The following is a 26,622-nucleotide window of genomic DNA, read 5'->3' as shown; positions in this document are numbered from 1 at the left end:
TGTAAGTATTGTAGAATAACAAATACAGAATGGAGGGAAGAAGATGAAAACAAATATTCAAGAAGTAGAAAAGCAATTTCGACAATACGTCAAAAAAATGATGGCATATAAAGAAGCCATTTCCCTTATGTATTGGGATTTGCGTACAGGGGCACCGAAAAAAGGGGTCGATCAACGCTCTGAAGTAATCGGCATGTTGTCACAAGAAGTGTTTCGCATGTCGACTTCAGAGCAAATGGCCGCATATATTGCGGAACTTTCCGCTAAGTCGGTACAAGAACAATTATCGCCTGTTACCCGTTATACGTTAGCAGAATGTCAAAAAGAGTATGAACGCAATAAAAAAATTCCTGCGGATGAATATAAACAATTTGTCATTTTGCAATCCAAAGCGGAAAGTGTATGGGAAGAAGCGAAAGCAAAATCTGACTTTTCCCTTTTTGAACCGTATTTAAAACAGCTTGTTGACTTTACAAAACGTTTCGTTACATATTGGGGAACAAACGGACACCCATATAATACGCTATTAGATTTATATGAACCGGGTGTAACAGTCGATTTATTAGATGATGTGTTTTCAAAATTACGTGATCATATTGTTCCGCTTGTTCAACAAATTCGCGAGTCCCGTCACAAACCGGACACGAGCTTTTTATTTCAACCATTTCCTAAAGAAAAGCAACGAGCATTTAGTTTAGCGCTTTTAAAAGAGCTAGGTTACGACTTTGATGCAGGGCGGCTAGATGAAACTGTGCATCCTTTTGCCATCACATTAAATGATGGGGACGTCCGAATTACAACGAAATATGACGAAAATGATTTCCGAACAGCTGTATTCGGTACAATTCACGAATGCGGTCATGCCCTTTATGAACAACATATTTCTAAAGAACTCGCAGGGACGCCATTGTACGACGGAACGTCAATGGGGATTCATGAATCACAATCGCTATTTTATGAAAACTTTATTGCTCGTCATTATTCATTTTGGAAACGATATTATAGCTTATTACAACAATATGCTCCGCACTTCTCACATGTTTCGTTAGACGATTTTTATCGTGCGATTAACGAGTCGAAACCGTCTCTTATTCGCATTGAAGCTGATGAGCTGACGTATCCATTACACATTATCGTTCGATATGAAATGGAAAAAGCGTTGTTTGATGACGCCATTGAAGTGAAAGATTTACCATATATTTGGAACGAAAAATATGAAGCGTATTTAGGTATTCGTCCAGAGCGTGATGCGGAAGGAGTTCTTCAAGATGTGCATTGGGCTGGAGGAAGTTTCGGTTATTTTCCATCGTATGCGCTTGGATATATGTACGCGGCACAGTTTAAACACACAATGGAGAAAGAGCTACGATTTGATCAGTTGCTTGAAAATGGGGAACTTGTTCGTATTCGAGAATGGCTTACAAAGCATGTTCACCAATTCGGAAAGACGAAAAAACCGCTCGATATTTTACATGAAGTAACCGGGGAAGGTCTAAATCCGACCTACTTAATCCATTACTTAGAAGAAAAATATAAACATATTTATCGATTATAAAAAACCGGGCGAGTGCCCGGTTTTTTTACCAAAGTTTAAATCCTTTTGATCCAGGAGGTGCATTTTTGATCATATCGATAAATGGAACTGTATATGCGATTAAAATAAGTACAACCGCAATACCGATCCACAATGTCCAGTTTTCGAACACAAGCGGTGTACGTTCAGCCTGCTCAGCAACTTCTGCAACAGGGAACTCTGTTTCACCTTTCGGAGCGAAAAATGCTAAGTTTGTCACGATAATGAGCACAAGAATAATACCGATGAATAAAATCGTTCCACCAACCGCTTGAGCGATTTGATAAGGAATCCACTCTAGTGCTTGTGGTGCATCACCGTATGTTGAAAATGCTGAACGGCGTGGGGCACCAAGTAACCCTGCAAAGTGCATCGCACTAGACATGAAAATCATACCGATGGACCAAACGATCGTTTGAATAATCGCTAGACGATTCATTGCTTTTGTCATGACGCGCCCTGTTAAGTGCGGGATAAGCCAATAAGCTGCCCCAAAGAATGTCAATACGACTGTTGTTGCTAATGTTAAGTGGAAGTGACCAGTTACCCAAATCGTATTATGAACGACTTGGTTTAATTGGTGTGATGCGTTGACAAGACCACCAGCACCAGCAGGGATAAAGAATAACATACCAACAAATGGTGCAAAGAAACGCGCATCACCCCAAGGAAGTTTTCGTAACCATCCGAATAATCCTGTTGCTCCTTTTGAGCGACCGTACATTTCAAATGTTGCGAACATTGAGAACGCAGTCATTAATGATGGAATAACGACCATAAACGTTAAGACAACTTGTAAGTATTTCCAAGCTGGATCAATTCCAGGTTCCACAAGTTGATGGTGGAAACCGACAGGAATCGAGAAAATTAAGAATAAGATGAATGACATACGAGCAAGAGAGTCAGAAAACATTTTTCCACCAATAATTTTTGGAATAATCGCATACCAAATCATATATGCCGGTAATAACCAGAAATATACGAGCGGGTGACCGAAATACCAGAACAATGTTCGGCTTACGAGCACGTTAATCCGATCGACATATCCTAATGACCAAGGAATGAGCTGGAATAATACAGTTGCTGCAACACCGAGCGAACAAATGAGCCATAATACCATGTTGACAACAGACATAAATGTAAGCAACGGACTTACTTGACCAGGATGAGCTTTTTTCCATTTTGCATAATGAGCGAACATCGAAAACCCACTAATCCAGCTACCGACAACAACAAGCGTTAAACCGATATAAAAACCTGCATGTGCTTGTAGTGGAGCATAAAATGTATATAAAACAGAAGCTTCACCGATTAAAATGTAAAAGGCAGTAATCGCTGTACCGATTGTCATGAGCCAAAAACCGATCCAACCCCAAAACCGCACGCGGTCAGAAAGCGTGCCGGCAGTACGACTTACAGCAGCAAATTGAAAACCAATAATAAAGAATGTAGTTAAAACGAGTCCGAGCAATACGCCATGCGTTGTTAAAATCGTATAATAGCTAATACCTGCCGGTAATTCAAATTTTCCGGAGCGCACAAGCACTTGCAATAGACCAGCAAGCCCTCCTAACGCAAGGGCAACGAAAGCGACATAAATATGAGCCATGGCTAATTTGCCATCACGTGCATCGACTTTCCATGTTCCGTTCATCATTGTTCAACCACCTTCACTTTCGCAGTCATTAAGTGGTGACCGGCACCGCAATATTCGTTACATAAAATGACATACTCGCCAACTTTATCAAATGTTTGTGTATAACTACTGACATATCCAGGCTCAACCATCATATTTACGTTCGTTCCAGCCATTTCAAACCCGTGGATCACATCTTTCGTTGCGACATTAATCGTTACTTTTGCTCCTTTTGGGATTTCGACTTGGTTTGGTGTATACGCAAATGCAGAAGCAACGATGTTCAGTTGATATTCATTATCTCCCGTTTTAACAAGGCCTGGTTTATCAAATGGTGGTGTTTGATCGACTTTTTCCGGATCGATCGTTGTTAAACAGCTTGGTGGTTGCGTTCCTTGCGCAAATGCACCGACTCCTAAGACAGCTAAAAATACGAATAACGAACCGATGCCGAAAAACAGCCAAATTTTTTCATACTTATGCATGTGCATAACGTCTCGTCTCCTTTCTCTCTATAAGCGATTTAAAAACAAGAAATATACGCTTACCCACGTGAAAATGAGGAAAAATCCCAAAAACAAAACAGAAGCAAGAGTTCCTTTTAATGCAGGTTCTTTCTCTACTTTTGTTTTTGGCGTGTTTGTGTTTAATTGAGTTTTCATCTTCATCCCCCTTTCCTAAATAAACCTTAAATAGAAATGTATACACTTACATCATACAAAACAATTTGTGAAATGAAATGCTTTTTTCAGATGTTTCACAAATTGTTCATTCGTTACTTTACCATCATCATAACCGTAAAAATAAGGGGTAGCTGTGACTTTTGTCACACACATTTTGTGAGGTTGTGAAAAAAGTGTGAAATATTTAGAAAAAGATGGCTATGGCATAAAAAAGAAGCTTACAAGCGCAAGCTTCTCATTTATTCATTATCAATTGTTAAAATAAGTTGTAATTCCCCGTTGCTTTCGAAGTGGATCGGTACGCGAAAAGCTTTGTCAAAACCGTAAATTTTTGTTTGACCAACAAGAACAGTTGGAGGAGTAATATCAATTGTAATTCCTTTTTGTGATACAACTGTGGCCAAGTTTCCTGCAATCATATTGCCGAGCTCACCCGTAAATGATTCAAGCATTTCGCCTTCTAACGGCATACCGAACATCGTTTCTCCGATGGTTCCAAACATCGTTTCATGTCCTTCAATGATTAGACGCCCGCGTAAGTCTCCGGTCATCCCAATCAATACGCTAATAGACGTTTGTGTGAAAGGTTGGACAAACAATGAAGGCTTATCGATTGTCATTGATAGTGGGATAACAGATCGAATCGATTCGATCGTTCCATTTAAAATCGTTGTAATTTTCTCGCCTAATGCCATAAAAAGACCCCCTTTTTTCTTCATCATAACAAATTTTTCACTTTGATGACATCATTTTTCGATAAACATAGATACGAATATATAAAAAACATAGTGACGAAACAACAAATTGCGTTATAATGAAAGTGCACAACAACATACCTCCTTTCAAAACGTCGAAAGCTTTCCTCCCGTTGCTGAGAGGAAAGCTTTTTTGTTTGTTATGAATAAAATTTCTTTATTAGGAAAATATTATCTTTGTCGAAAGGAGGGGCATAGATGCCAAGTATCATTGCAGTTGAATTAGCTGAACTTCCTTACCGCGTTTCACAAAACGAGGTGATGGTTGCCATAAAATGTATGTTTCAACACCGTTATGAACATATTGATCGGTTATTATCCATTTTTCAACATGATCATATTCAATCAAGATCGCTTGTACAACCATTAGATTGGTATATGCAGACTCATTCGTTTGCTGAGAAAAATGAGCTGTATATTGAGCATGCTGTTCGATATGGAAAAGAGGCGATTGTGCGCTGTTTACATCGTGCAAATATTGTTTTTGAAGACATTGAAGCAATCTTTTTCATTTCAACGACGGGAATTGCTACACCGAGCATTGAGGCAAGGATCATGAATGAACTTCCTTTTTCTGTACACACGAAACGCATCCCGATATGGGGGCTCGGATGTGCGGGTGGAGCAGCTGGTATCGCTCGGGCGGTAGATTACTGTCGAGCATATCCGAAAGCGAAAGTGCTTGTTCTTGCTGTGGAACTTTGCAGTCTAACGTTTCAAATGGATGATGTATCAAAAAGTAATCTTATTGGCACATCATTATTTGCTGATGGAGTAGGTTGCGCGTGTGTGGTGGGGGATGATGTACAGCAGCAAAGTGTCACTCCACAGGTGATCGATATGCAATCAGTATTTATGCGTAACACGGAAGATGTTATGGGGTGGGATATAAAAGATCAAGGTTTTTATGTTGTATTCTCTCGACATATTCCGACGATGATTCGTCAATCAATTGGCGAGATCGTAGAATTATTTTTAGGAAGAAGCAGAATAAAAATTTCCGAAATTGAACATTTTGTTTTGCACCCAGGCGGTAAAAAAGTGCTTGATGCGTATCGAGATGGTTTACATATCGATGAAGACAAGCTTGCTCATGCGATCGCGGTTTTACAACAGTACGGAAACATGTCATCTGTTACTGTGCTCGCTGTTTTACAACGCTTTTTGCAACAGTCGCTCACTCCACGAGGATATGGTTTAATGATGGCGATGGGACCTGGATTTAGTTGTGAACTTTTGTTGTTAAAATGGGGAGATGAAGCATGAAATGGAGAATGCTTTTCTTTTTAATTGTTCAACGATTCGTTGAGTTATATTGGGCAAAAAGAAATGAACGATGGATGAAAGAGAGGGGAGCAAAAGAATTCGGACAAAATCACTATAAGTATATCGTGTGTATGCATAGTTTATTTTTTGTTTCTCTCTTGCTCGAAGGGATTCGTAAACGTCCGTCACCATTGTGGTCTGTTTTGTTTAACATATTTGTCGTATTACAGTTATTCCGTCTTTGGGTTATTGCTTCGCTTGGAAGGTATTGGAATACAAAAATTATTGTATTGCCAAAAGCAGAACGAGTACAGAAAGGCCCATATCGCTGGTTTCGTCACCCGAATTACCTTGTGGTTGTGCTAGAATTCATCATTATTCCACTTATGTTTCAAGCGTATTGGACAGCTGTCATATTCACAATATGTAACGCGTACCTTTTATCTGTTCGTATTCGTGCGGAGGAACAGGCGTTACGTTTATTAAAATCCCCCTAATAAGCAGGGGATTTTTTATGTATTTTTTTTGTGAACTACAGTAAAATGAAGGTAGATTTTTTAAAAGGGGTATAGGTAATTATGGAAATGACAGAAACAAAATCATTGCAACAATGGATATATCGCCTGATTGCACTTCATGACGAATTTATGAAGTTGGGTGACATTGCGCAGGCAAATAAAACGAAACAATTAATTAAAAAAGTGTATCATCAGGAATTTACAATCGCTTTTTGTGGTCATTTTTCTGCCGGAAAGTCTAGCTTAATTAATGAATTGATCGGTGATTTACTGTTGCCGTCTAGTCCTATTCCAACAAGTGCAAATCTTGTGAAAGTAAAAGCGGGGAAACCGTATGCGCGCGTATATTATAAGTCTGGTCAAGCGATTGAATACGCAGCTCCTTACGATTACGAAGAGGTAAAAACGTTTTGTCGAGACGGCGATACAATTGACATGATCGAAATTAGCGATGAAACAGACGCTATTCCAAGTGGCATTGTACTGATGGATACGCCAGGAATTGATTCGACAGATGATGCTCATCGCTTGGCAACAGAGTCCGCTCTTCATTTAGCCGATGTTATATTTTATGTAATGGATTATAACCATGTTCAAGCAGAATTGAACTTTGAGTTTACAAAACGGTTGTCACAGTACGGGAAAACGTTATACTTAGTTATAAATCAAATTGATAAACATCGGGAAGAAGAGCTTTCGTTTTCACAGTTTACTCGTTCTGTTGAAGAGGCATTTCAGCAGTGGGGAGTTACATTTGAACGCATGTTTTATACTTCCCTCAAACAAAAAGAGCATGTACATAATGAGTTCGATGAATTAAAACAGTTGTTGCAGTTGCTTTTTCGTGAGAAGGAGGAGCGACTTCAGCAAAGTGTACGTATTGCTGTCGAGCAAATGATTGATGATCATATGCAGATGCTCATCGCTCAACAAGAGGAAGAAGAGCAACATATTCGTCAATCGCTTTCGTTTGAGGATGAAACAATGCTTCTCGAGAAAATGGAAGAAACGGAACGAGCGATTGAGCATATAAAGAAAACGTGGTTGAGCGCAAAGCAGCATGTTGAACAGCAGTTAGAAACGACGTTACATAACGCTTATGTGATGCCTTATGAAACGCGAGAGCATGCTCGTGACTATTTAGAAGCGTGTCAACCTGATTTTAAAGTTGGTTTTTTATTTACAAAACAAAAAACAGAAGAAGAACGCCGGAAACGACTGCGTGCTTTTTATGAAGATTTGCGCAAAAAAATCGAAAGTCAGCTAGAATGGCATGTTCGTGACTTACTGAAACGTTTTTATCAACAATATGACGTTCATGACCAAGAGTTATTACATCGTATTCAACAATTAACCGTTCCGTTTTCAGAACAATGGATTGTTGAGCGGAAGCCAAATCAGCCGCTTGTTACCGGGGATTATGTGTTAACGTATACAAACGACATAGCGAATGAAATAAAGCGGTTATATCGCGATGCGGCTCTTCAACTCGCAGAGCAAATAATTGAAAAAGGGAAGGCGCAACAACGGTTAAATATATATGAGCAACAGCTAGATGAGCTGATAAAGGAACGGGCGCGTTGGGAGCAATTGAAACAACTTGTCCATCAGCGGAAACATACGCGTCACCAATTGCAAAAAGTCGTTGAACATGCAACGCCGTTAAGCGATGATGCGATTTATCCATTTGTTCACGAGACGTTTACGATGCGAATAAGCAATCAAAAGAAAGAAGAAGTTCCACAGGAAAATGAAGCGATGCAAGAAGAACGTCCAATTCAAAAGGTGCAAATGGCAAGTGAGACGGTTGAGCAAACGATCGAAAAGCTACGCGTCATTAGCCAAATGATTGCCCCGATTGAAGGGATGAAACAGCTAGCGAAAGAAATGGGCGAAAAAATTCAACAACTTCAACAACGGACGTTTACAATTGCTCTATTCGGGGCGTTTAGTGCAGGAAAATCTTCATTTGCAAACGCGTTAATAGGTGAACACGTCTTACCTGTTTCGCCCCATCCAACGACGGCGACAATAAATAAAATTGTTCCGCCGACAGACGAGCATCCACATGGAACCGTTGTTGTACAAGTAAAAACGGAGCAACAGCTTTTAAACGATTTGCAACACTCCTTGCGCTTTTTCGGTGTGCAAGTTCATTCGTTACAAGAGGCGATCGAAGAAAGCAAAAAAGCTATTCGTAATCAAGCTGTTGATGCAAAAGAACGGGTACATTGGGCGTTTTTGCAAGCTGTCGTGCGCGGTTATGAACAAATGAAAGAAAATCTAGGGCGATTGCTTGTCATCTCATTCCAGCAATTTCACGAATATGTAGCGAATGAAACGAAATCGTGTTTTGTTGAATGGATTGAATTGTATTATGATTGTCCGCTTACTCGTGAAAACATTATTCTTGTCGATACACCAGGAGCTGATTCTGTAAATGCCCGTCATACAGGAGTAGCATTTAATTACATTAAAAATGCTGATGCGATTTTCTTTGTCACATATTATAACCATGCGTTTTCAAAAGCGGATCGTGAATTTTTAATTCAGCTTGGTCGCGTCAAAGATACGTTTAGTTTAGATAAAATGTTTTTCATCATTAATGCAGCTGATCTAGCTCATACAGAAGAGGAATTGCAGGCGGTCGTTCGTTATGTGAAAGAGCAGCTTTTACAATTTGGTATTCGCCATCCGCGTCTTTTTCCATTATCGAGTAAATGGGCGCTTGCAGAAAAAAACGGGAAAACATTCGATCATCATGTGTTATCGAATTCAGGAATGAGCACGTTCGAGCAAACATTTTATCCGTTTATCCATCATGAGATCGGCTCATTAGCCATTGCTTCTGCGCGTTTGCAAATGAAGCAAGCGCGAAAAAGGTTAGCAGAATATATTGCAGAAGCGAAGCAAAGCGATGAGATAAAACGTAAAAAGTTGCACATCTTGCAACAAGAGCGACAACAGCTTGAACGAATGATTGAACAATATGAAACAGACCATGATGTTCTTGCCATCGAACAAGAACTGAACGAGTTAGTTTATTATATTCAACAGCGTATTTCTTTCCGTCTGTCAGATTGGTTTAAAGAGTCGTTTAATCCGTCTGTTTTGCATGACCGACAAACAAATATAAAAAAAGCGTTACAATTATGTTTAGATGAGTTTTTATACTCCATTGGATTTGATTTGGCGCAAGAAATGCGTGCAACTAGCTTGCGAATCGAAGCGTTTATAAATAAACGTTACGATCTTCATTTTATGGCGCTAGAAAACCAATGGAAGCAAGTGCATGATCTCATTGTAACAAAAGTCGATCTTTCAAGTTTTCCAACGTTACAATTCCCGATCGCTTTTGAGCAAATCGATCGCAATATATTTAAAAAGGCGCTTTCGTTGTACAAAAACGCGAAATCATTTTTTGAAAAAGATGAAAAGCGATTTATGAAAGAAGAACTAGAAAAACAATTACATGAGCCGATTGCAGCGTATGTAGCTGAACAAAAACAACGGTTGCTTACGCATTATACAAAACAGTGGAATACGATTATTGAGCAACTTCATTGTCATATGCGTGAACAACTAAATGAGCATTTTACAGGTTTATTTGCCGCATTAACGGCTAAAGCACCAATAGACGAATTACAACATATTTACGATATGATCGGAGGAATGGATGATGAATGAAGTTCACCAAGCGATTACAGCACATTCACAAAAGCAACATGCACTCGTTCGGACGTTTATCGAGCTAGATGCGAAACGAGAAGCGTATATTGAGGAAGCCGTCTCTTTATGTCAACGCGGTGAATCGTTTTCTGTACAAAACATTAACGAAGTAACAAAACAAATAAATGAACTAGCTAAAAATGGAATTGTACCACAGCGAAAATATGTGACGGTTGACATGGTAAAGGAATACGTCCAAAAATTAAATAACAAATCGTCGTAGTGTAAAACGTCCCGTTCGCGCATACTATTTATGCATCATGTATAAAAAGGAGGGGAAAGCGATGGGACGAACAAAATTAGGAAACGCCAATGCGCAACGAAACAATAACGCAAAACAAAAAAACGACTTCAATAATGAGTTTGCTTCATATGCTGAAGTTGAAGTGAAAAAAATGAGCAACGAGCATAAAAACATTCGATAAAGGCGCGCATATGCGCCTTTTTTTGAGATGACAAATCGAAGGGCGGTATGTCAATGAAAAAGTGGCTCGCTATTATTATTTTATTTAGTTTTTTTGCATACATGCTTTGGGAACATATAACGGAAAGACAAACGATCGCAACCGGTATTCATATTGGAATGAAGGCACCGGACTTTTCTTTACAAACGATTGATGGAAAAGTCATTCAACTTTCACAATTACGTGGAAAGGTAGTGATTGTGAATTTTTGGGCAACGTGGTGTCCACCTTGTCGCGCGGAAATGCCGGATATGCAAACGTTTTATGAACGTTATGAAAAACAAATAGAAATTGTAGCCGTCAATGTAATGGTGAGAGATTCGAAAGAGAAAGTGAATCAGTTTGTAAAAGATTATCGTTTAACGTTTCCGGTTGTGCTAGATGTTGACGGACATGTCATGAAGCAATATGATATTCAGCCGATTCCAACGTCGTTTATTATCGACCAACAAGGCATTATTCGTGAAAAGCAAATCGGGCCAATGTCGTATGAACAAATGGTGCAATATGTAGAGAAATGGGGGAAATAGCCGAGTGATCGGCTATTTTTTGTATATTTGTCATTATGTTTGGAAAAGATAGAAAAAAACAAAAAGTAGGTGAATAAGTGATGAGAAAAATAAGAAAACGGACATTTGCAGAACTCGTGATGGAAAATAAACGACAACTATTAAACGATGCAAGGGCATTAGAAAAATTGGAAGAGAAAATGGAAACACGTTGGCTTCATAAAGCAGAGTAATATAGCCATACTATAAGGGAGAGGGGGATGAAAAATGGGTAATCCAAAAAGCAATCAACAACCATTTGTGCCACAACATATCGGGACGAAGCCAAGAGCGGCAGGTGGCAATAAAGGAAAGCAAATGCAAGATCAATCTGGTCAACATCCACAAGTCATTCAAACGAAGGGTGAGTAAGGGCGAACATTCGCCCTTATATAGTTTACATAACAAAATTATAATAAACAACAAAGTTTGTATAACATGAAGAAAAACGTGCACGATAAAAAGTGTACATTTTACTTTGACAAGGAGGATGATAAAATGAAACCAAATTATGATGATCGTCGTGACAATGTAGAAAAGTTACAAGACATGGTACAAAATACGCTTGAGAATATCGAAAAAGCGGAAGAAACGATGGCATTTGCTAGTCCAGAGGAGCGTGAAAAAATTAGGGAAAAAAACCATCGCCGTGAAGAAGCAATTGAGGCGATGCGAGCAGAAATCAAAGATGAAGCAAGAGCTCGTGAAAGAGGATATGAATGATAAAAGCCGCATACATGCGGCTTTTTGTATGCTTTGTTTACAAGTTCTTATGTATGGTACAATAGAAAAATAAAGTATTGTTATGTCGGAGAGTGAGAACGAATGATGATTTCACAAAAAGAAATTGAAGTGCGTTACGCAGAAACAGATCAAATGGGGGTTGTTTATCACGCCAATTACCTAGTTTGGTTAGAAATCGGACGAGCGCATTTTATTCAACAACTTGGTTTTCAATATGCTGATATGGAGAAAAGGGGAATTGTGTCTCCTGTTATTGATTTGCAAATTTCTTACAAAAAGCCTTTACGCTATGGAGAGACAGCTACTATTAAAACGTGGGTAGAGTCATATGACGGCATTCGGGTTGTTTACGGGTATGAAGTGTTAACGCCAACAAATGAAATCGCAGCGACAGCAACTTCAAAACATGTTTGCGTGGCAAAAGAAACGTTTCAACCTGTTTTAATTAGAAAATACTTTCCTGATTGGCATGAAGCGTATGAACGGGCAAAAAAAAGATAAAAGCGGGCCACCCGCTTTTATCTATATGTAAATATCGGCTCGTTTCGTTTTTCGTCAAATTCAATATGCAAATCATGGTCATCAAAATACCACGTATCGTTTTGTTCAATAAAAAAGATAATTCCTTCTTTTTCGAATATCACTGCAGCGTCGATCGGACTTTCTTTATTCACCCCTAAAGAAAAACCTTTTTGCACGGTGCTACATCCACCGTATCGAGCAAAAAAACGAACGTAGTCTCCTCGCTGTAACTGTAATTCCTCTTTGTACCATGAAAATGCTTCGTCACACATGTATATATTCATTGTATTCACCGTCCTTCACACATGATTATAAAATAAAGAGAAATATTTTTCTATTTTGCGCACTCATTGTGAGAAAAAATGAAAAAGGAACTATACAAATGGTGGCAAACCATGTATTATTAATCCGTAATGAACGTAAAAGCGAAAGGAGTGACGTTTCCGTTATGAGCAGGGCGAGTACAAATGAACCAGAACCAGCAATAATAGGGGAAGTCGTTTCGTTTTTTTTCGCTGGGACGTACTGCTCACGAACGAAACAGACGCTCCAACGACAAAAAAGCGGTGCTTCCCTTTTGTAGAGAAGATAGGGGGGGTTACGCCATGATGAACATTTATTTATCTAATGAGCAAGGAAAATTAGAAGAAATTCACGAGTTGAAAAATGGCTGTTGGGTTAATCTCGTCTCCCCAACAGAAAGTGAAATTCGCTACATTGCAGAACATTTGAACATTCCGATTGATTCTATTAAAGATGCACTCGACGACGAAGAGCGTTCGCGTATTGAAAAAGAAGATAATCATGTGTTAATTATCGTTGATATCCCGATTATTACGTACGATGAAGGGAACATTCCAACATATGAAACCATTCCAATTGGAATGATTATCACAAATACATGTTTTATTACTGTATGTCTCCAAGAAAATCCGATTTTTGAAGAGTTTACGAAAAGTAAGGTAAAAAACTTTTATACGTATATGAAAACGCGTTTTGCCTTACAAATGTTATATATGATTTCGACATATTATTTAAGATATTTAAAACAAATTAATCGCAAAACGAGTGAAATTGAAAAACAGCTACATCAATCGATGCAAAATAAAGAGTTGTTTTCTTTACTTAGTTTAGAAAAAAGCCTCGTTTATTTTACGACATCATTAAAAGCGAACAATATTGTGATGGAACGGTTGCTTCGGTTGAATTATTTACGGATGTATGAAGACGATCAAGAATTGTTAGAAGATGTCATTATTGAAAATAAACAAGCGATTGAAATGACAGAGGTGTATAGTAGCATTTTAAGTGGAATGATGGATGCATTCGCTTCCGTCATTTCGAACAATTTGAACATTGTGATGAAATTTTTAGCTGCCATTACGATTGTTATTTCTTTTCCAACGATGGTGACAAGTTTTTACGGAATGAACGTTCCGATTCCGTATCAAGACAAGCCATATGCATATGTAGTTGCTTTAGGGATTTCTTTTGCTCTTTCAAGTTTGACAGCGTTCGTTTTTTGGAAGAAACGTTATTTTTAAAAGGACGGTACATACCGTTCTTTTTTTTTTATGAAAATAAAAACGAACATTTAATGGTTTTTTTAAAAAAAAGATCGTTTTTTATTGACTATTTACGTCCTGTTTAGTATATTAACATTCGGAAAATGAAAGGTGAGGGATGAATAATGAACAATCGTTACGATGTGATCGTTGTTGGAGCTGGTCCGACAGGGATTTTTACTTGTTATGAATTAACGTTAAAATTACCGGGCGCACGCGTGCTGCTCATTGATAAAGGACATGATATTTATAAGCGAAACTGTCCGATTTTGCAAAAGAAAATCGAGAAATGCCCACCGCCAGTTGGAAAAAAAGATTACGCTGGATGTGTACCTGCCTGTTCAATTACAAATGGATTTGGAGGAGCAGGAGCTTATTCAGATGGGAAGTTTAACATTACGAGCGAATTTGGCGGATGGATGACAGATTACTTACCTGACTCGACAGTGTTACAACTCATCCGTTATGTTGACGAAATTAATTTAAAGCACGGTGCTACTCAGTCATTGACTGATCCGCTGACAGATGAAGTGAAGGAAATAGAAAGACGGGCTTACGCAGCTGGGTTAAAATTACTGCGTGCACAAGTTCGCCATCTGGGTACAGAACAAAACTTACAAATTTTAAAGAGTATATATGAATATTTACGAACGCATATTGATATGATGTTTAAAACCGAAGTGAGCGATATTTTAACGGAAACAGTCGACGATACGAATCATGTCAAAGGAGTTCAACTGAAAAATGGAGAGATGTTATATGCCAGTCGTGTCGTCATTGCTCCTGGACGTGATGGGTCAGCTTGGTTATCGAACATATTGAAACGTCGCGGGTTGAAAATGATCAATAATCAAGTGGATATTGGTGTTCGTGTCGAAACGTCTAACGTAGTAATGGAAGAAATTAATACACATTTGTATGAAGGGAAGTTTATTTTTAACACATCTGTTGGAACACAAGTTCGAACGTTTTGTAGTAATCCGTCTGGGCATGTTGTTGTCGAAAACCATTCTGGTATTATGCTCGCGAACGGTCATGCATATAAAGATCCTAAGCTAGGAAGTAATAATACAAACTTTGCTCTTCTTGTATCTCATAAATTTTCTGATCCGTTTGATCAGCCGAACGAATATGCACAGCAAATTTCTCGTTTAGCGAATGCGTTATCTAACGGTGGAATTATTGTGCAAAAATATGGGGATATTTTGAAGGGAAGACGTTCAACCGAAAAACGAATGAAAGAAGGATTTATTGAACCAACGTTAAAAGAGGCTGTTCCAGGGGATTTAGGTCTCGTTCTTCCATACAACACGATGAAAAGTTTAATCGAAATGACAGAAGCATTGAACAAAGTTACTCCAGGCATCGCTTCAGAACATACGCTCTTTTATGGGGTAGAAGCAAAGTTTTATTCTGCGCGTCCAAAATTAACTGAACGTTTTGAAACAGAAATTTCAGGGTTATATGTTGGAGGAGATGGTGCAGGAATTACGCGTGGACTGGCACAGGCTGGGGCATGTGGGGTATGGATTGCTCGACATATTGTAGAAACGTATAGCTAGCGAGACGTTCTCGCTAGTTTTTTCTTTTGTTAACTTATATAAAAATAATGTTGACATATATCATTTGATCGAATACGATTATTGGTAATTAGAAGTAAAAGGGGGAGAACGATGGATTGGTTATTGCTCGCGGATCGCGTATTAGCAGGGGAGGAAATAACAGATGATGAAGCGCTCTCGATATTAAATTGTCCAGATGATGAACTATTATTATTACTACAAGGTGCTTATCGCATTCGTCAAACGTATTACGGAAATAAAGTGAAATTAAATATGATTATGAACGCAAAGTCGGGATTGTGTCCCGAAAATTGTGGATATTGTTCGCAATCTTCCATATCTACTGCTTCGATTCCGACATATAAGATGGTAAATAAAGATACAATTTTACAAGGAGCAAAACGAGCGTATGAAGCGAAAATAGGAACATATTGTATTGTCGCGAGCGGAAGAGGACCGAGTGATAAGGAAATCGATATTGTTGTATCTGCGGTGAAAGAAATTAAAGAAATGTACGGTTTAAAAGTATGTGCTTGTTTAGGGATATTAAAACCAGAGCAAGCGTTGCGGTTAAAAGAAGCAGGTGTGGATCGATACAACCATAACATTAATACATCGAAAGAGCATCACTCGCACATTACGACTTCCCATACATACGATGATCGGGTACGTACGGTAGAAACGGTCAAAGAAGCAGGAATGTCCCCATGTTCTGGCGTCATTATCGGCATGAAAGAAACAAAGCAAGATGTCATTGCGATGGCGAGAAGCTTAAAAGCACTAGACGCAGACTCAATCCCTGTTAATTTTCTTCATGCGATCGATGGAACGCCGCTAGCAGGGACAAAAGAATTAAACCCTCGCTATTGTTTGAAAGTGCTCGCGCTGTTTCGTTATATGAATCCAACGAAAGAAATTCGCATTTCCGGAGGGAGAGAGGTAAACTTGCGAAGCCTGCAACCACTCGGTTTATATGCCGCCAATTCCATCTTTGTTGGAGATTATTTAACGACAGCCGGACAAGAAAAACATGCAGATTTTCAAATGCTTGAAGATCTCGGATTTGATATTGACTTTGCACCAGCATCTTATGCGATATAAAAAAGCCGACGTTTTGTGTCGGCTTTTTTATATGTACATATACTATTACTAATTATGATGTTCAACGTTGGAGTGAAGTTCATGTGATATCAAGAAAATTTGAAAATGAGCGGTTACGTCGAAAACAAGAAGAAAAAGAGATTATTGACGGTTTATTAGATATTTATAATGACTATAAATGGTTGTACGAACGGTTTGGTGATGAACAGTATGAACAAATGATGGAACAAATCGTCGAGCAGTTGAAAAAGTTTACGAGACGGAAACGACGCGAATGAAATTCACATACACTGCCATAACACGTATACGAAATAAGGAATGCAAAAAAAGAGCACGCCACAAAAGAGCCCATTCGTGATCGTTTCCATCCATTGATCAATTTGTTCGTCCATAAACTTGTCCTCCGTTTCTTTTTACTTTCAACGTATGTGTACATAGTGGCAAATATACATAAAAAAACGGATGACATAAATGAATGACTTTTTCATAACATAATACAAAGGGGGCGATATTGTGAAAGAAATTGAAGTAGTTATTGATACGGAAGAAATTGCGGAGTTCTTTTACAATGAACTTGTTCGGCGAGGCTTTGTCCCAACAGAGCGTGAAATTGAAGAAATGGCAGATATTATGTTTGATTACTTGATTGAAAAATGTATTATTGACGAAGAGCTGATTGATGAATAAAGCGACGGTTGTTCCGTCGTTTTTTATTTGAAACATTTTTTCATTTCGTTCGTATAACGTATAGAATGAAAAATAAAGGAGGCTGTTTTATGGGGCTGTTCAATAAAGTATTAGCGAGTATTGGAATTGGTTCTGCTAAGGTGGATACGAAGTTGCATGAATCACAACTATCACTTGGTGAACGGATCACAGGAGTTGTAGAAGTAACAGGAGGAAATGTAGATCAAGACATTGATGATATATATTTGTCTCTTTGCGCTACATATACAAAAGAAGTAGATGATCGCAAAGTAACGAAGCAAGCCATTATTGAAAAGTGGAAAATTGCCCAATCATTCGTGATTCGTGCTGGAGAAAAGAAAGAGTTTCCGTTTTCTTTTTCCCTTCCGCTTGACACACCAATTACAGTTGGAAAAACAAGAGTGTGGTTACACACAGGACTTGATATTAAAAATGCCGTCGATCCGACAGATGAAGATTATATTCGTGTTCAACCTAATCGAATGATGAACGAAGTATTTCGGGTGATGGAAAACTTAGGATTTCGATTAAAAGAAGCAGAATGCAAAGAAGCGGCTCATTATGTTCGTAAAAACCTCCCTTTTGTTCAAGAATTTGAGTTTGTCCCGACGAGTGGTGAATTTCGTGGGAAACTTGATGAAGTAGAAATGATTTTTTTCCCACATACACCACAAGAATGTGAATTACTTATTCAAGTGGACAGACGAGCGCGTGGGTTAGCTGGTTTGTTTGCAGAAGCGCTTGATTTAGATGAGACTTTTGTTCGTGTTACTATTCATGAGCAACATATTCAAACGTTACAAACAGAGCTTGCTGCACTCATTCGACGATATGCTTAAAGGATTGGGGTTCCCGATCCTTTTTTTATGCCTAAATTATTTTATATGTTCGACAAAAATAGTAAAAAAATGCAAAAGGAATCGACAAAACGAATCGCTAATAGTTACGTAAAGAAAAAAGAGGGGTGGATGTTAGTGATTCGCATGCTTATGGGGAAAATATTAAAATCGACACAATGCTATGATGTAACGTTATTTCAAACTCCGCAATTTGGTCAAACGAAAGGATATCGTCAAGTATATCGGTTGACGGTAAATGGAGAAGATCATGATGACGTATTAGCTGAAGTTTATCGAATGTTTAATGTTCCAGATTTAGTACCGAAAGATTATCGTGCCCGATATGTTAGTACAGGTGATATATTGCTTATTGACGAAGGAATATACGGTCAATTTTTTTATCGTTTAAGCTCGGATGGATGGGAACGTATTCACCGTATACATGTTCGCTAAAAAATGTCTTTAAATGTTCACAAAATTGTGCTATATTGTATATAGACAATTAGCACAAGGTTAGAGTATGATAAAAAATTCCCCTTGTGCGCAAGGGGATTATTTTTTTCGTTTCTCGGCACTATACTCTTTATCGTGTGCTTCAGCTTCAGCAATTAACGTATCTTTTGGAACATGATTGTTTTTTTTCGGACTATTAATGCGGTTGCGATGTTTTTTTCCCAATCGTAACCCTCCTTTACATGTAGTTACATCCATTAACATCGACAAGAACATAAAAAATATACATATGGGGTGGGAAAAGCGATGTTTGCGTTTATGATTTCTTCGATTGTTGGAATTATTGCTATTTTTTGTTCTTTGTTTATTAAATTTGAATTAGAGCGATTAATTGGGCGGAGAAAGAAAATTTTCTTCCTTCATTTCGCAAATATTAGTATCACTAACGTTGTTATTGCAAGCGCTTACTATGTGTTTAGCGGCATGTTTGAAACGAACGCACATCCATTTTATCTTATATATTTAGCGTCTTTAGAGGCGATGTTGCCGATTTACGTTGTTTGCTATTTAATATATGAACATTATGAGCAAGCGAAGAAAAAATATGTTTTGAGCGAAGATAAAAAAGTTTTATATGTAAAACCGAAGTATTTTCGAAAAATATCGTAATAAGGACGAGGGGACGCCCCTCTTTTTTTATACATGAAAAACAATGCTTTAGCGAAACATAAGAGTGTGGTATAGTATATATGCAGCGATAAAGGCTAAAGGAGGATACATATGAGCGTTCATATTGGTGCAAAAGAGCATGAAATTGCGGATAAAATTTTACTTCCTGGAGATCCGCTTCGCGCAAAGTACATTGCAGAAACGTTTTTAGAGGGAGCTACTTGTTATAATCAAGTTCGTGGTATGCTTGGGTTCACAGGTACATATAAAGGCCATCGTATTTCCGTTCAAGGAACAGGTATGGGTGTTCCATCCATCTCTATTTACATTACAGAACTTATGCAAAGCTATAACGTTCAAACATTAATTCGTGTCGGAACGTGCGGTGCGATTCAAAAAGATGTGAAAGTTCGTGACGTCATTTTAGCAATGGCATCGTCAACGGATTCACAGATGAATCGCATGACGTTCGGAGGAATTGATTACGCTCCAACGGCTAACTTCGACTTGCTGAAAACAGCATATGAAATTGGAAAAGAAAAAGGATTGCAACTAAAAGTTGGTAGTGTATTTACAGCTGACATGTTTTATAATGAAAATGCGCAGTTTGAAAAACTAGCACGCTACGGTGTACTTGCAGTAGAGATGGAAACAACAGCGCTTTATACGTTAGCTGCTAAATTTGGCAGAAAAGCGTTATCCGTCCTAACGGTAAGTGATCACATTTTAACAGGGGAAGAAACAACAGCTGAAGAGCGTCAAACGACATTTAATGAAATGATCGAAGTTGCGCTTGAAACAGCGATTCGTCAATAAGTGAGAAAGCTCCTGCGGCTCATTCCCCGCGGAGCTTTCTTCTATTGTGAGGGGAAAAAGATGAAAAAATGGTTATGTTGTTTTGTGATAATAATTAGCGGGTGTCAATCATTTGGATCGCTTGAGCAAGAACAAAAACCGTCTAAGCCTCCTGTGCAAGTTGAGGAGCCGGCACGATCTCCTCAAACACCGACACCACCTTCCGAACAACAGGAACAAGAAGAACTTGTGCTTGAAGAACAATTTTGGAATCAAGTTGAAGTGCAAAACGGGCTAAAAGTGATTGTTAATCCGGATAACGTGCTTGCCTTAGTAAATAAAGAACAACAATTACCGGCCGACTACAAGCCGGCTGACTTAGTCATTCCAAATGTTCCGTTTACGTTCAAAGAAACAGATGTTGAAAAACGCCATATGCGTGCTGAAGCCGCCAAGGCGTTGGAAGAAATGTTTACAGCAGCGAAAAAACAACAAATGATATTATATGCTGTGTCAGGCTATCGTTCATATGAGAGGCAACAACAATTATTTGTATCTGAAGTTCAACGGTTAGGAAAAGAAAAAGCGGTTGTTGCCGTTGCGATGCCGGGAAAAAGTGAACATCAAACAGGATTAGCGATAGATATTACAAGCCCGAGCGTTCAATATGCGATTACGCCTGCATTTGGTGACACACCAGAGGGGAAATGGGTAGCCCAGCATGCTCATGAATTTGGTTTTATTATTCGTTATCCGAAAGGAAAGGAGCATATTACGAAATATCAATACGAACCTTGGCATTTGCGCTATGTTGGGAAAAAAGCAGCCAAGGTCATTTATGAGAAACAAATTACGTTAGAAGAATATTTTCAAATCGTAAAGAAAATATAAGGTTATACACATTTGAGCACACGATATTGTTCAAATACATGTGCTAACTTTTTAGACACGTAAATGTATAATTCCGATTGATATACAGCGGTTAGCGCTTGGCGCAAATGCAACTGTTTAACAAATAATTCGATTTGATGTTTGGCGTACTTCATTGCTTGATGTTGTGAAATGATTTGTTTTTTCTTAATTTTTAATTCAATTTCCGTCAATAGTGAGATGGAGAAGCGAAGGATCGCTGCCTCTGTTTGACCGATGAATTGCGAAAGCATCATTTCCATCCTCCTTCGTGTTTACAAAATTGAAATATACTTTACAATACATTAACATATCTTTTTTAAAAAAAATGTCGGAATGTGCGATAAAATTTCGACAAAAAAGGGAGCTACACAAGGTAGCCCCCCTTTTTATAAAATCATAGCTGCGATCCATGCGAAAATAATGACCGGAATGTTGTAATGAATAAACGTTGGAACGCATGTATCCCAAATGTGATGATGCTGCCCATCCACGTTTAAACCCGATGTTGGGCCGAGCGTGCTGTCTGAGGCAGGTGATCCTGCGTCACCAAGTGCACCAGCAGCGCCAATAATCGCAATGGTTGCCATTGGACTAAGTCCGAGCTTTATACAAAGCGGAACGAAAATGGTTGCGATAATTGGAACAGTAGAAAACGAAGAACCAATTCCCATCGTGACAAGCAGTCCGACAATTAACATAAGCAATGCGCCTAGTGCGGTGTTATGGCCAATAAGGGAAGCTGATTGTTCAACAAGTTTCTCAATATGTCCCGTTTGTTTTAATACATTTGCAAACCCTGAAGCACTTAACATCACAAATCCAATAAACGCCATCATGCGCATGCCTTCTGTCAATAAACGATCACCTTCTGTTAAACGAATACATCCGCTTAAGTAGATGACAACTATTCCTGCAAACGCCCCAAAAATCATGGAGTCAAGAACAAGTTGAACGGTTAAAGCGGTAATGACAGCGACGATCGCAAACCATACTCCTCTTTGTTGAAACGATTGAGTTTCTTGACTTTCTATTTGTATTTGTTTATATGTGCGCGGTTTCCGATACGTAAAAAAAGCAAGGAGTAAGCCAACAATCATTCCGAGCGAAGGGAAAAACATCGCTTTTGGAATATCTGATTTTGCAACAACTAGCCCACTTTGAGCCATGTTCGATTGTACAATGTCATGAAAAATAGCCCCAAATCCAGTCGGTAACCACATATATGGAGTAATCAAACCAAACGTAATAATTGATGCGACTAACCGACGATCCACATGTAGCTCATTTAAAATGTGCAAAAGTGGAGGGATCAAAATAGGAATAAACGCAATATGGATTGGAATTAAGTTTTGTGAAAAACATGACATGAATAAGATGACGAGAAGAACAAGTGCTTTCGAATATTGCTTTCTTTTTGACTCCCCTTGTTTTCCGACCATTTTTATAATCATGCGAACAATAGCGTTTGGTAAGCCAGTTTTCGAAATGGCAATGGCAAATCCACCTAACAACGCATAACTTAAAGCGACTTCTGCGCTGTTTCCTAGTCCTTCTGAAAACACCTCAACTGTTTTGGAAAGACTGAGATTTCCAATGAGTCCTCCCACTAATGACGCGATCAATAACGAAAACACGACATTCATACGCAGTAAACTAAGAATAAGCATGATGAGTACTGAGATGACAACAGCGTTCATAATCGTGACCTCCAAAATACTTTAGTTTGATAAATTGGTAGAGTGATGAAACACTAAACAATCTATCATATGTATGAATCGTTCGTCAACAATAAATTTGGTCTAAGGCAATGTTATTGCCTTTTTCCTACTGTTCTTCGATGAGCCAATTTTGTTGCTATAGACCCACATGATATATGCTTGGTACAATGATAACGCAAAAAATGATGAAGAAGTTGGTGGAACAGATGACAAAAATGAGACCTGAATTTGGGGCGTGGGTGAGCATTGGCTCTTATATCGTCTTATCTTTAGGGAAGTTATACGTCGGATATATGTCAAATTCCGAGGCGTTAAAAGCTGATGGGTGGAATAACTTTACAGATATTCTTGCCTCTATCGCTATTTTAATTGGACTGCTCATCGCAAAAAAACCTCGGGATGACAACCATCCATACGGTCATTCACGCGCGGAACATATTTCGTCTTTAATTGCAGCGTTTATTATGATGTCGATTGGAGTGGATGTATTGATAAACGCAGGGCAAACGTTGAAAGAGGGGGAGTATGTGAAACCAGATTGGATAGCGGTATGGACGGCAGGTGCTTCAGCTGTATTTATGTTTTTTGTATATATGTTTAACAACCGCTTAGCGATAGCTACAAATAGTCAAGCACTTGCTGCTGCTGCGAAAGACCATTTATCCGATGTGCTCGTTAGTGTAGGGACGGTTGTTGGGGTCATTGGTGCTCAGTTACATATGCGTTGGCTTGATCCTGTTACGGCTTTTGTTATTGGATTTATGATTTGCAAGACAGCATGGGATATTTTTAAAGAAGCATCCCATACGTTGACGGATGGGTTTGATGACGAAATGTTAAAGCAATATAAACAGGAAATTGAGCGCATTGACGGTGTGAAACAGGTAGTAGATATTAAAGGAAGAATGTATGGGAATGAAGTTGTCATAGATGTTACGATTTCTGTTGCCCCGTATTTGAATGTTGTGACAAGTCATGACATTGCAGATCAAGTTGAGCGTTTGCTTGAACAAAAGTATGGAGTTGTCTACGCCCACGTTCATATTGAGCCGTATGAACAAGAGTATGTTTTTCGTGGGGACTGAGATGAGAGAGGAGTTGTAAAATGGAAAGCAGAACAATTGGAGTCATTTACGCCCTATCTGCGTACGTACTATGGGGAATATTACCTTTATATTGGAAGTTACTTCAGCATATCGGGGCAGAAGAGATTTTATCTTATCGTATCGTCACTTCTTTTTTATTTATGATTGCGTTGTTGTTTATTCAAAAAAGCTGGTCTACGTTTTTGCATACGTGTCAATGGTTGTGGAGAGAAAAAAAGCAAGCAGCTGCTTTCGTTATGGCTGCGGTGCTTATTAGTATGAATTGGTTTATTTACATATGGGCTGTTAATCACGATCATATGGTTGAAGCAAGTCTAGGCTATTATATGAATCCGCTATTAAATGTTTTATTAGGTGTGATTGTGTTAAAAGAGCGTCTGTACAAATGGCAAGTTATCTCGTTTATTTTAGCCACTTTTGGTGTTGTGCTGATGACGATTGAATACGGTAAATTTCCATGGATCGCTCTGTCGCTTGCTTGTAGCTTCGCGTTGTATAGCCTTGTGAAAAAAGTGATTAAAGTTGATGCAACAATCGGTTTAACAGTAGAGACGATGCTTGTTACTCCTTTTGCGCTAGCATGGATTGTTCATTCGTTTAGCGAATGGTCAGAACCTTCTTTTTCATTGATGACGATGTTGTTGCTTGTTGGTGCTGGACCAGCGACGGCCTTACCTCTCTTATATTTTTCGAAAGGGGCACAGCATATATCGTTAACTCTTTTAGGTTTTTTACAATACATCTCCCCAACATTAAGTTTGTTGCTCGGCGTGTTTTTGTTTCACGAGCCGTTTACAAATGCACACATGTATGCATTTAGTTGTATTTGGACAGCTTTGCTTTTATTTTCACTTTCTAGTACATGGGAGAAGCGAAAAGAAAAATCATTGAACATGTAGCGCCTGTCTCGTGAACAGGCGTTTTTTTCACCCATTTTTTTAAAAACTATAACGTTTTACTTAGCGTTTGAATAGGTTGTTAGTACAAGAAGGAGGTGTCAAAAGATGAGTGGAGGACATCATCATGGTGGTGGCTTTGCGTTAATTGTTGTATTGTTTATTTTGCTAATTATTGTTGGTAGTGCTTATATTGGTGGCTGGGGTTATTAATCAACAATAGAGGGGGAAATACGTGATGTACGGATATGGCTATGGATACGGTTACGGTTATCCAGGATACGGAAAAACATTTGTGCTTATCGTCGTATTATTTATTTTGTTAATTATCGTCGGTGCGGCTTGGTGCTAAAAAGCAAGAGGGATTTCCCTCTTGCTTTTTATGCATGCTTCCATTTTTGGATTAGTCGTATGAACAATAGTATGGCGCCGGAAGCTAAACCAGCAATAAGACCGAGCCAATACCCAAACGGCCCGGCGGTTGTATAGTGAGTGAAGACGTATCCAACCGGTAAACCAATTAACCAATACGATACGAGTGCAATGAAAAATGGAAAGCGAACGTCTTTGTATCCACGTAATGCCCCTTGAATAGGAGCTGCAACGGCATCAGAGAATTGGAAAAATAAAACGTATAACAAAAAACGCTTCGTCCATTGTAAAACAAGTGCATCATTCGTATATAAGGAAGCAATCGATTCCCGAAATAGCAATAGGACGATAGAGACAACAATAGCCATCATCACAGCAGAAGAAATACCAATCATACAGTAACGTTTCGCATGTTCTAAGCGTTTCGCTCCTACTTCAAAGCCAACAATAATGGTTAAAGTAAGGGAAACGCTTAGTGGAATCATATATAGAAGGGAAGCGAAGTTTAGCGCAGCTTGATGAGCTGCGATCGTGGCTGTTCCAAATTGACTCATCAACAACGTAACAGCCGAGAAAATGCTCGTTTCAAAAAAGATAGCTAATCCAATTGGTGTGCCGATCAAAAATAATTGTTTCCAAATAGAAAATGATATCGGATGCAGCTTTTTTAGTATATTGTATGTGGCGAAAGGTTTATGAATGCGAACGAGCAAAAAAGCACATAACAATAAGCACCAATACGTTATGCTTGTAGCGTATCCCGCCCCTACTCCACCGAATGCAGGGATGCCCCATCGTCCGAAAATGAATATATCATTCAATAAAATGTTTAATGGCAACGAGCATAGCGTTAACATCATTGTTACATTTGTTCGACCAAGTGCATCGATAAATGAACGAAGAACATGATAAATAAAAATCGGGACAACACCAATACATAATGCTTGTAAATATTGATAAGCAACGATTTGAACATCATGCTCGATTGGCATGTTTTCCAATAAAATAGGAACGAGAAAATAAATGAGCGCAAACACAGAGAAAGCAAAGACGATCGCTAAGTATATCGCTTGCTCAACTGTTTGAGAAATACGCTCGTGGTCTTTCGCTCCAAACGCTTGGGAAACAATTGGGGTTAAACCGGTTAATATACCTCCGATTCCCGTAGATATAGCGACCCAAATGTTTGAGCCAATGGCTACACCTGCTAAATCAACTGCGCTATATTTCCCTGTCATCGTCACATCAAAAAAGTTCATCATATATAAGCTTATTTGTGTAAGAAAAATAGGAAATAATATATGTAAAAACTGCTTTATTTTTTCTTTTAACGTATATGTTTCTTTCATTTGCTCCTCCGAATACATGTGAAAAATATGAACAAACGATATTATAACATATCATTTTCATATATTCATGGATAATCCTCTTGCTTTTCATGTTAAGTTTTGTTACATTAAAAAAGTCGTTTTTTATTATAAACATCAG

At 38.6% G+C, this 26,622-nt stretch carries 34 protein-coding genes; 25 read left to right on the top strand and 9 right to left on the bottom strand.

Features of this window, described 5'->3' with window-relative positions; translation table 11 throughout:
• Positions 1-43: 43 nt before the first annotated feature.
• Positions 44-1,555 carry a carboxypeptidase M32 gene (locus HNR63_RS06160; protein WP_181520146.1) on the top strand — a complete coding sequence of 504 codons (1,512 nt, stop codon included), beginning with the start codon at positions 44-46 and terminating at the stop codon, positions 1,553-1,555.
• Between the two features lie 25 nt (positions 1,556-1,580).
• On the opposite strand, the gene HNR63_RS06155 is transcribed toward HNR63_RS06160, so the two are convergent.
• The 4 genes from HNR63_RS06155 to HNR63_RS06140 form a co-directional block, all read right to left on the bottom strand.
• Entirely contained in the window at positions 1,581-3,230 is a 1,650-nt protein-coding gene (locus HNR63_RS06155) for a b(o/a)3-type cytochrome-c oxidase subunit 1 (RefSeq protein ID WP_181520145.1), read from the bottom strand.
• A complete protein-coding gene (locus HNR63_RS06150) occupies positions 3,227-3,700 on the bottom strand; it encodes a cytochrome c oxidase subunit II (RefSeq protein ID WP_006318623.1) in 474 nt (157 codons plus the stop codon). The genes HNR63_RS06155 and HNR63_RS06150 overlap by 4 nt, the downstream gene beginning before the upstream one ends.
• A gap of 21 nt (positions 3,701-3,721) precedes the next feature.
• Positions 3,722-3,871: a cytochrome c oxidase subunit 2A gene (locus HNR63_RS06145; RefSeq protein WP_009361298.1), complete on the bottom strand. Its 150-nt coding sequence runs from the start codon at positions 3,869-3,871 to the stop codon at positions 3,722-3,724.
• A gap of 260 nt (positions 3,872-4,131) precedes the next feature.
• Positions 4,132-4,587 (bottom strand): chemotaxis protein CheX, encoded by a 456-nt coding sequence (locus HNR63_RS06140; RefSeq protein ID WP_021094084.1) that lies wholly within the window; start codon positions 4,585-4,587, stop codon positions 4,132-4,134.
• Positions 4,588-4,845: 258 nt separating this feature from the next.
• On the opposite strand from HNR63_RS06140, the gene HNR63_RS06135 reads away from it, so the two are divergent.
• From HNR63_RS06135 to HNR63_RS06090, 10 genes are all read left to right on the top strand, one after another.
• Complete coding sequence (locus HNR63_RS06135) at positions 4,846-5,913, top strand: type III polyketide synthase (RefSeq protein WP_181520144.1); 1,068 nt, start codon at positions 4,846-4,848, stop codon at positions 5,911-5,913.
• A complete protein-coding gene (locus tag HNR63_RS06130) occupies positions 5,910-6,410 on the top strand; it encodes an isoprenylcysteine carboxyl methyltransferase family protein (protein ID WP_085789458.1) in 501 nt (166 codons plus the stop codon). The genes HNR63_RS06135 and HNR63_RS06130 overlap by 4 nt, the downstream gene beginning before the upstream one ends.
• A gap of 81 nt (positions 6,411-6,491) precedes the next feature.
• A complete protein-coding gene (locus HNR63_RS06125) occupies positions 6,492-10,118 on the top strand; it encodes a dynamin family protein (RefSeq protein WP_181520143.1) in 3,627 nt (1,208 codons plus the stop codon).
• Positions 10,111-10,383 (top strand): YpbS family protein, encoded by a 273-nt coding sequence (locus tag HNR63_RS06120; RefSeq protein ID WP_085789456.1) that lies wholly within the window; start codon positions 10,111-10,113, stop codon positions 10,381-10,383. Before HNR63_RS06125 ends, HNR63_RS06120 begins: the two co-directional genes overlap by 8 nt.
• Before the next feature lie 61 nt (positions 10,384-10,444).
• Entirely contained in the window at positions 10,445-10,585 is a 141-nt protein-coding gene (locus HNR63_RS06115; RefSeq protein WP_009361292.1) for a hypothetical protein, read from the top strand.
• A 53-nt stretch (positions 10,586-10,638) separates the two neighbouring features.
• Positions 10,639-11,154 carry a peroxiredoxin family protein gene (locus HNR63_RS06110; protein ID WP_021094079.1) on the top strand — a complete coding sequence of 172 codons (516 nt, stop codon included), beginning with the start codon at positions 10,639-10,641 and terminating at the stop codon, positions 11,152-11,154.
• Between the two features lie 80 nt (positions 11,155-11,234).
• Positions 11,235-11,366, top strand: coding sequence for an FbpB family small basic protein (locus HNR63_RS06105; RefSeq protein WP_009361290.1), 132 nt, complete (start codon positions 11,235-11,237; stop codon positions 11,364-11,366).
• A gap of 34 nt (positions 11,367-11,400) precedes the next feature.
• On the top strand, positions 11,401-11,544 hold the full coding sequence (locus HNR63_RS06100; RefSeq protein ID WP_003396082.1) for an acid-soluble spore protein N: 144 nt from the start codon (positions 11,401-11,403) through the stop codon (positions 11,542-11,544).
• 126 nt (positions 11,545-11,670) lie between these two features.
• Positions 11,671-11,895, top strand: a complete 225-nt coding sequence (gene tlp / locus HNR63_RS06095) for a small acid-soluble spore protein Tlp (RefSeq protein WP_181520142.1) — start codon at positions 11,671-11,673, stop codon at positions 11,893-11,895.
• A gap of 102 nt (positions 11,896-11,997) precedes the next feature.
• Positions 11,998-12,417, top strand: coding sequence for an acyl-CoA thioesterase (locus tag HNR63_RS06090; RefSeq protein WP_035062948.1), 420 nt, complete (start codon positions 11,998-12,000; stop codon positions 12,415-12,417).
• Between the two features lie 17 nt (positions 12,418-12,434).
• Here HNR63_RS06090 and HNR63_RS06085 read toward each other — a convergent pair whose 3' ends face one another.
• The gene (locus HNR63_RS06085; RefSeq protein WP_181520141.1) at positions 12,435-12,722 is read right to left on the bottom strand and encodes a HesB/YadR/YfhF family protein; all 288 of its coding nucleotides are present in this window, start codon (positions 12,720-12,722) and stop codon (positions 12,435-12,437) included.
• Between the two features lie 321 nt (positions 12,723-13,043).
• On the opposite strand from HNR63_RS06085, the gene HNR63_RS06080 reads away from it, so the two are divergent.
• From HNR63_RS06080 to HNR63_RS06050, 7 genes are all read left to right on the top strand, one after another.
• Positions 13,044-13,982, top strand: coding sequence for a magnesium transporter CorA family protein (locus tag HNR63_RS06080; RefSeq protein WP_181520140.1), 939 nt, complete (start codon positions 13,044-13,046; stop codon positions 13,980-13,982).
• Positions 13,983-14,128: 146 nt separating this feature from the next.
• Positions 14,129-15,565: an NAD(P)/FAD-dependent oxidoreductase gene (locus HNR63_RS06075; RefSeq protein WP_181520139.1), complete on the top strand. Its 1,437-nt coding sequence runs from the start codon at positions 14,129-14,131 to the stop codon at positions 15,563-15,565.
• Between the two features lie 111 nt (positions 15,566-15,676).
• A complete protein-coding gene (bioB, locus tag HNR63_RS06070) occupies positions 15,677-16,666 on the top strand; it encodes a biotin synthase BioB (RefSeq protein WP_181520138.1) in 990 nt (329 codons plus the stop codon).
• Positions 16,667-16,749: 83 nt separating this feature from the next.
• Positions 16,750-16,944: a hypothetical protein gene (locus HNR63_RS06065; RefSeq protein WP_021094070.1), complete on the top strand. Its 195-nt coding sequence runs from the start codon at positions 16,750-16,752 to the stop codon at positions 16,942-16,944.
• Positions 16,945-17,179: 235 nt separating this feature from the next.
• Positions 17,180-17,353: a YozD family protein gene (locus tag HNR63_RS06060; protein ID WP_021094068.1), complete on the top strand. Its 174-nt coding sequence runs from the start codon at positions 17,180-17,182 to the stop codon at positions 17,351-17,353.
• An 89-nt stretch (positions 17,354-17,442) separates the two neighbouring features.
• Positions 17,443-18,213, top strand: a complete 771-nt coding sequence (locus HNR63_RS06055; RefSeq protein ID WP_085789406.1) for a sporulation protein — start codon at positions 17,443-17,445, stop codon at positions 18,211-18,213.
• 129 nt (positions 18,214-18,342) lie between these two features.
• On the top strand, positions 18,343-18,666 hold the full coding sequence (locus HNR63_RS06050; RefSeq protein WP_085789405.1) for a hypothetical protein: 324 nt from the start codon (positions 18,343-18,345) through the stop codon (positions 18,664-18,666).
• A 99-nt stretch (positions 18,667-18,765) separates the two neighbouring features.
• Here the strand turns inward: HNR63_RS06050 and HNR63_RS13915 are convergent, their stop codons facing one another.
• The gene (locus HNR63_RS13915; protein WP_019417697.1) at positions 18,766-18,891 is read right to left on the bottom strand and encodes a hypothetical protein; all 126 of its coding nucleotides are present in this window, start codon (positions 18,889-18,891) and stop codon (positions 18,766-18,768) included.
• An 81-nt stretch (positions 18,892-18,972) separates the two neighbouring features.
• Between HNR63_RS13915 and HNR63_RS06045 the strand changes: the two genes are divergently transcribed.
• From HNR63_RS06045 to HNR63_RS06035, 3 genes are all read left to right on the top strand, one after another.
• A complete protein-coding gene (locus HNR63_RS06045) occupies positions 18,973-19,335 on the top strand; it encodes a hypothetical protein (RefSeq protein WP_181520137.1) in 363 nt (120 codons plus the stop codon).
• Between the two features lie 111 nt (positions 19,336-19,446).
• A complete protein-coding gene (gene deoD, locus HNR63_RS06040) occupies positions 19,447-20,151 on the top strand; it encodes a purine-nucleoside phosphorylase (RefSeq protein WP_004890338.1) in 705 nt (234 codons plus the stop codon).
• Positions 20,152-20,211: 60 nt separating this feature from the next.
• Positions 20,212-21,021, top strand: coding sequence for a M15 family metallopeptidase (locus HNR63_RS06035; protein ID WP_181520136.1), 810 nt, complete (start codon positions 20,212-20,214; stop codon positions 21,019-21,021).
• 2 nt (positions 21,022-21,023) lie between these two features.
• Here HNR63_RS06035 and HNR63_RS06030 read toward each other — a convergent pair whose 3' ends face one another.
• On the bottom strand, positions 21,024-21,296 hold the full coding sequence (locus HNR63_RS06030) for a hypothetical protein (protein ID WP_223249833.1): 273 nt from the start codon (positions 21,294-21,296) through the stop codon (positions 21,024-21,026).
• Positions 21,297-21,428: 132 nt separating this feature from the next.
• Positions 21,429-22,739, bottom strand: coding sequence for a Na+/H+ antiporter family protein (locus HNR63_RS06025; RefSeq protein ID WP_181520135.1), 1,311 nt, complete (start codon positions 22,737-22,739; stop codon positions 21,429-21,431).
• Between the two features lie 227 nt (positions 22,740-22,966).
• On the opposite strand from HNR63_RS06025, the gene HNR63_RS06020 reads away from it, so the two are divergent.
• From HNR63_RS06020 to HNR63_RS06005, 4 genes are all read left to right on the top strand, one after another.
• Positions 22,967-23,845: a cation diffusion facilitator family transporter gene (locus HNR63_RS06020; protein WP_085789402.1), complete on the top strand. Its 879-nt coding sequence runs from the start codon at positions 22,967-22,969 to the stop codon at positions 23,843-23,845.
• Positions 23,846-23,865: 20 nt separating this feature from the next.
• The gene (gene rarD, locus HNR63_RS06015) at positions 23,866-24,765 is read left to right on the top strand and encodes an EamA family transporter RarD (RefSeq protein ID WP_181520134.1); all 900 of its coding nucleotides are present in this window, start codon (positions 23,866-23,868) and stop codon (positions 24,763-24,765) included.
• 105 nt (positions 24,766-24,870) lie between these two features.
• Positions 24,871-24,975, top strand: coding sequence for a YjcZ family sporulation protein (locus tag HNR63_RS06010; RefSeq protein WP_021094060.1), 105 nt, complete (start codon positions 24,871-24,873; stop codon positions 24,973-24,975).
• Between the two features lie 25 nt (positions 24,976-25,000).
• A complete protein-coding gene (locus HNR63_RS06005) occupies positions 25,001-25,114 on the top strand; it encodes a YjcZ family sporulation protein (protein ID WP_006318569.1) in 114 nt (37 codons plus the stop codon).
• A gap of 28 nt (positions 25,115-25,142) precedes the next feature.
• Here the strand turns inward: HNR63_RS06005 and HNR63_RS06000 are convergent, their stop codons facing one another.
• Positions 25,143-26,483 carry an MATE family efflux transporter gene (locus HNR63_RS06000; RefSeq protein WP_181520133.1) on the bottom strand — a complete coding sequence of 447 codons (1,341 nt, stop codon included), beginning with the start codon at positions 26,481-26,483 and terminating at the stop codon, positions 25,143-25,145.
• Positions 26,484-26,622: the final 139 nt, after the last annotated feature.

Origin of the sequence: Anoxybacillus ayderensis, assembly GCF_013761015.1 — a bacterium.
Taxonomy (GTDB): domain Bacteria; phylum Bacillota; class Bacilli; order Bacillales; family Anoxybacillaceae; genus Anoxybacillus; species Anoxybacillus ayderensis.
This window is presented reverse-complemented; position numbering and strand designations above follow the sequence as displayed.

Bases quoted from the DNA above. Each gene is read 5' to 3' on its own strand.
- HNR63_RS06160 (WP_181520146.1), top strand. From the start codon at position 44: ATGAAAACAAATATTCAAGAAGTAGAAAAGCAATTTCGACAATACGTC.
- HNR63_RS06155 (WP_181520145.1), bottom strand. From the start codon at position 3,230: ATGATGAACGGAACATGGAAAGTCGATGCACGTGATGGCAAATTAGCC.
- HNR63_RS06150 (WP_006318623.1), bottom strand. From the start codon at position 3,700: ATGCACATGCATAAGTATGAAAAAATTTGGCTGTTTTTCGGCATCGGT.
- HNR63_RS06145 (WP_009361298.1), bottom strand. From the start codon at position 3,871: ATGAAAACTCAATTAAACACAAACACGCCAAAAACAAAAGTAGAGAAA.
- HNR63_RS06140 (WP_021094084.1), bottom strand. From the start codon at position 4,587: ATGGCATTAGGCGAGAAAATTACAACGATTTTAAATGGAACGATCGAA.
- HNR63_RS06135 (WP_181520144.1), top strand. From the start codon at position 4,846: ATGCCAAGTATCATTGCAGTTGAATTAGCTGAACTTCCTTACCGCGTT.
- HNR63_RS06130 (WP_085789458.1), top strand. From the start codon at position 5,910: ATGAAATGGAGAATGCTTTTCTTTTTAATTGTTCAACGATTCGTTGAG.
- HNR63_RS06125 (WP_181520143.1), top strand. From the start codon at position 6,492: ATGGAAATGACAGAAACAAAATCATTGCAACAATGGATATATCGCCTG.
- HNR63_RS06120 (WP_085789456.1), top strand. From the start codon at position 10,111: ATGAATGAAGTTCACCAAGCGATTACAGCACATTCACAAAAGCAACAT.
- HNR63_RS06115 (WP_009361292.1), top strand. From the start codon at position 10,445: ATGGGACGAACAAAATTAGGAAACGCCAATGCGCAACGAAACAATAAC.
- HNR63_RS06110 (WP_021094079.1), top strand. From the start codon at position 10,639: ATGAAAAAGTGGCTCGCTATTATTATTTTATTTAGTTTTTTTGCATAC.
- HNR63_RS06105 (WP_009361290.1), top strand. From the start codon at position 11,235: ATGAGAAAAATAAGAAAACGGACATTTGCAGAACTCGTGATGGAAAAT.
- HNR63_RS06100 (WP_003396082.1), top strand. From the start codon at position 11,401: ATGGGTAATCCAAAAAGCAATCAACAACCATTTGTGCCACAACATATC.
- tlp (WP_181520142.1), top strand. From the start codon at position 11,671: ATGAAACCAAATTATGATGATCGTCGTGACAATGTAGAAAAGTTACAA.
- HNR63_RS06090 (WP_035062948.1), top strand. From the start codon at position 11,998: ATGATGATTTCACAAAAAGAAATTGAAGTGCGTTACGCAGAAACAGAT.
- HNR63_RS06085 (WP_181520141.1), bottom strand. From the start codon at position 12,722: ATGAATATATACATGTGTGACGAAGCATTTTCATGGTACAAAGAGGAA.
- HNR63_RS06080 (WP_181520140.1), top strand. From the start codon at position 13,044: ATGATGAACATTTATTTATCTAATGAGCAAGGAAAATTAGAAGAAATT.
- HNR63_RS06075 (WP_181520139.1), top strand. From the start codon at position 14,129: ATGAACAATCGTTACGATGTGATCGTTGTTGGAGCTGGTCCGACAGGG.
- bioB (WP_181520138.1), top strand. From the start codon at position 15,677: ATGGATTGGTTATTGCTCGCGGATCGCGTATTAGCAGGGGAGGAAATA.
- HNR63_RS06055 (WP_085789406.1), top strand. From the start codon at position 17,443: ATGGGGCTGTTCAATAAAGTATTAGCGAGTATTGGAATTGGTTCTGCT.
- HNR63_RS06050 (WP_085789405.1), top strand. From the start codon at position 18,343: ATGTTAGTGATTCGCATGCTTATGGGGAAAATATTAAAATCGACACAA.
- HNR63_RS06045 (WP_181520137.1), top strand. From the start codon at position 18,973: ATGTTTGCGTTTATGATTTCTTCGATTGTTGGAATTATTGCTATTTTT.
- deoD (WP_004890338.1), top strand. From the start codon at position 19,447: ATGAGCGTTCATATTGGTGCAAAAGAGCATGAAATTGCGGATAAAATT.
- HNR63_RS06035 (WP_181520136.1), top strand. From the start codon at position 20,212: ATGAAAAAATGGTTATGTTGTTTTGTGATAATAATTAGCGGGTGTCAA.
- HNR63_RS06030 (WP_223249833.1), bottom strand. From the start codon at position 21,296: ATGATGCTTTCGCAATTCATCGGTCAAACAGAGGCAGCGATCCTTCGC.
- HNR63_RS06025 (WP_181520135.1), bottom strand. From the start codon at position 22,739: ATGAACGCTGTTGTCATCTCAGTACTCATCATGCTTATTCTTAGTTTA.
- HNR63_RS06020 (WP_085789402.1), top strand. From the start codon at position 22,967: ATGACAAAAATGAGACCTGAATTTGGGGCGTGGGTGAGCATTGGCTCT.
- rarD (WP_181520134.1), top strand. From the start codon at position 23,866: ATGGAAAGCAGAACAATTGGAGTCATTTACGCCCTATCTGCGTACGTA.
- HNR63_RS06010 (WP_021094060.1), top strand. From the start codon at position 24,871: ATGAGTGGAGGACATCATCATGGTGGTGGCTTTGCGTTAATTGTTGTA.
- HNR63_RS06005 (WP_006318569.1), top strand. From the start codon at position 25,001: ATGTACGGATATGGCTATGGATACGGTTACGGTTATCCAGGATACGGA.
- HNR63_RS06000 (WP_181520133.1), bottom strand. From the start codon at position 26,483: ATGAAAGAAACATATACGTTAAAAGAAAAAATAAAGCAGTTTTTACAT.